Annotated in this window: 3 protein-coding genes; all 3 read right to left on the bottom strand. The window is 37.2% G+C overall.

What is annotated here, in order from left to right:
- Positions 1–149: 149 nt before the first annotated feature.
- Positions 150–515, bottom strand: coding sequence for a carboxymuconolactone decarboxylase family protein (locus AC1DJR_RS21005; protein ID WP_429688271.1), 366 nt, complete (start codon positions 513–515; stop codon positions 150–152).
- Positions 516–640: 125 nt separating this feature from the next.
- The gene (locus tag AC1DJR_RS21010; protein WP_429688270.1) at positions 641–2,131 is read right to left on the bottom strand and encodes an alanine/glycine:cation symporter family protein; all 1,491 of its coding nucleotides are present in this window, start codon (positions 2,129–2,131) and stop codon (positions 641–643) included.
- A gap of 132 nt (positions 2,132–2,263) precedes the next feature.
- Entirely contained in the window at positions 2,264–3,748 is a 1,485-nt protein-coding gene (locus AC1DJR_RS21015; protein ID WP_061675061.1) for an aldehyde dehydrogenase family protein, read from the bottom strand.
- Positions 3,749–3,761 lie beyond the last annotated feature (13 nt).

The raw sequence follows: 3,761 nt of genomic DNA on the forward strand, positions 1-3,761 counted from the left end.
GGTATTAAATGTCGATCCTTTTTTAGTCATGAAAAATCCCCTCCAAGTAATAGTGTAACATCCATGTGTGTACATGGTCTTTTTTACACTGTCTACCTAAAGGGGATAATATCACTTAAAATAATATTTTAAGGAGGGCTTTTTCTTGTTTAATGACTTTGATGTTTCAATTCCACCAGACATTCTTGTACTAAGGTTACTGCCTGACTCATTGCAGCTCCCCCAGCAAACGCGGCTGAAACACCACAAGCTTCTAAAATTTCTTTATCAGAACATCCTTGGTCAATACAGCCCTTCGTATGATAAATCGTACAATATTCGTCTTGTGTTGCTAAACTAACCCCTAATGCAATGAGCTGCTTTTCTCTTTTAGTTAATGTACCCTCCTGAAAACATGCTTGTGTAAAAGCGTTATATGTTTCTGCAATTTCAGGGATTTGTTGCGTAAAATTCCCTATACCTTCTTTATAATCAAGTAATACATCATTTATAGAGCCATATTGTTGATTTTCCATCGTATATCCTCCATTCATTTTATTCACACTTACTTTAGTATGAGATAAAATGAAGGACATATACAAATATTTACTTTGAAAAATAGAACGAATTTTCAGTTTATTTCACTTTTAAATTTGCACCTCTACAGTTTCAGCCCATTATCTACTGACACTTTTTCTTTAGAATTTTTCCTTTCAACCTCTTTACTTCTTTCTTCCCAAAATGTTAAACCTTCAATTCCCACATTTTTAGGATCAAACACTGGATCTTTCCCTTCTTTTTTCTGCGTTTCATAGTCTTTTAACACTTTTAATGCCGTTTTACTTAATAATAGAATCGCGATTAAGTTTAACCATGCCATACTACCGATTCCTAAATCTCCAAGGTTCCATAATAGCGACGCTGATTCTACGCTACCGATGTAAACCATAATTAAAAACCCAATTTTCAAAATTGGTTTTAACCAGCTATATTTGAGGTCACGATCTAAATAAGTGAGTGTCGTTTCAGCGATATAGTAGTACGCGAGTAAAGTTGTAAATGCAAAGAAGAAGATTGCGATTGAAATAAATATTGGACCAAATCCTGTCATAACAGTTTCAACTGCTTGTTGTGTATAGATTGGACCTGCATCTACATTYCCTATATTCTTTACAATAGCGCTTTTCCCTTCAGGTATTACATTATACATACCTGTTATTAAWATCATAAGMGCTGTCGCTGTACATACWACAATKGTATCRATATATACAGAAAAYGCTTGAACTARCCCTTGYTTTGCAGGATGKGATACTTCAGCWGCAGCKGARCTATAYGTCGCTTCYCCAACACCAGCGACGTTTGAAAATACAGCACGCTTTACTCCCCATGCAATAGCTGCGCCGACGATGCCGCCAAACATTTCATTTACACCAAAAGCACTTGAGAAAATTAAAGCAAACATACTTGGAATTTCCGTTACATTCGCAATTAATACGATACATGTAACAATTACATAACCAATTGCCATAAATGGAACTAGCATTTGAGAAACGCCCGCAATTCTCTTTACGCCACCAAAAATGATAGCTGCTAATAATACGACTAACAATATACCAGTTATATATTTGCTAATACCATTAGAATTTTCAAATCCAACTGCGATACTACTCGATTGAATACCTGGTAATAAAACGCCATATGATAGTGTTACAACGACCGCTACAATGACCGCAAACCATTTCATTTTCAAGCCTTTCTCAATGAAATATGGCGTACCACCACGGTATTCATTGCCTACTTTACTTTTATATACTTGTGCTAATGTTGATTCAACAAATGCACTAGCTGCTCCTAATAATGCCATCACCCACATCCAAAATACAGCTCCAGGTCCGCCGAAAGCGATAGCTGTCGCTACTCCTGCGATATTACCAATTCCAACCCTACCTGATAACGCCAAACAAAATGCTTGAAAGGATGATATCCCAGTCTCCGAACTCTTCCCTTCAAATAATAGTTTAATCATCTCCTTAAAATAGCGAATTTGTAAAAAACGAGTTGCAATTGTGAAATACACTCCTGCTCCTAATGCGAAAACAACTAAGCCAATACTCCAAACTTGCCCTACTAACCATTCTACTAACTGCTCCATCCAAATCCCCCTTATAATTCTTTTGAAAAAGCAATTTTATATATAAGAAAACGGACAACTATTATTAAACCTTCCAGTTGTCCGCATCTCTCATTATTTCATCCCTCTATTTATTAACAGTTAGACTCTCTATTACTTTATATTTACCCAAACACTTTTCACTTCTGTATAGTTATCAAGGGCGTATGAACCTAATTCACGTCCGATACCAGATTGCTTATATCCACCAAATGGTGCAGCAGCATTTTCTAAGTTATAATCATTAATCCACACTGTTCCTGCCTTTAATTTATTGGCAACTTGATGTCCGGTTTTAATATTTTGTGTCCATACGCCCGCAGCAAGCCCGTAAGACGAGCGATTTGCTCTTTCAATTACTTCTTCTGTCGAATCGAACGGGAGTACAACGACAACTGGTCCGAAAATTTCTTCCTTAACGATTGTCATATCGTCTGTAACATTTGTGAATACTGTTGGCTGTACAAAATAACCTTTTTCAAATGCACGTTTACCACCAGCTGCAACAGTAGCACCTTCAGATTTTCCTTGTTCAATGTAATTTAGCACACGCTCTTGTTGTTTTTTAGATACGAGCGGTCCCATTTCAGTTTCCGCCTCCATACCTGCCCCTAGCTTCACGTCATTCGCCATTTTTACAAGTTCATTTACGACTGTTTCATAATGTTTCCGATGAACGAAAACTCGAGATCCTGCGCTACAATTTTGACCATGATTATACATAATGCCTTGGAACGCACCGTTAATCGCTTCTTCTAAGTCAGCGTCTTCTAAAATGATGTTTGGTGACTTACCACCAAGTTCTAAYGTTACATGTTTAATTGTTTCTGCAGATTGACGCATAATATATTTCCCTGTAACTGTTGAACCTGTGAAAGCTACTTTATCAATATCATGATGGTTTACAATTGCCGATCCTGCTTCAGGACCGAAACCTGGTACAAAGTTTACGACACCGTTTGGAAAACCAGCTTCTTTAAAAAGCTTCGCTGTATATAGTAAAGATAAAGGTGTTTGCTCTGCTGGTTTTAATACAATCGTACAACCCGTCGCAAGAGCGGCTCCCATTTTCCAAGAAGACATAACGAGCGGAAAATTCCACGGGATAATTTGACCTACAACGCCAACCGGTTCATGGCGTGTGTAATTTAAATAGTCTTTTGAAATTGGAATGGTTTGACCAATAATTTTTGTAGCCCATCCCGCGTAATAGCGGTAATTTTCTACAGTCGCTGAAATATCATCATCAAGTGCTACTTGATATGGTTTTCCATTATCTAAAGCTTCCAGCTGTGCTAATTCTTCTCTATGCTCTTCAATTAAATCTGCTAATTTATAAATAAGGTGTGCTCTTTCAGCAGTAGTCATCTCTGCCCACGGGCCTGATTCAAAAGCAAATCTTGCCGCTTTTACTGCGACATCAACATCTTCTTCTTGCGCTTCACATACGACTGCTAGAACATCTTCTGTTGCTGGATTGTATGTTTCAAACGTCTTTCCACTTATTGAAGAAACAAATTCACCATTAATAAACATTTTAATTTCTTCATTTAAAAACGCTTTCACTTTTGGTTTCAGCTCAATGTTTGTCGTTAACATATATACTCTCCTC

Source organism: Bacillus sp. 05T31 (assembly GCF_056396725.1).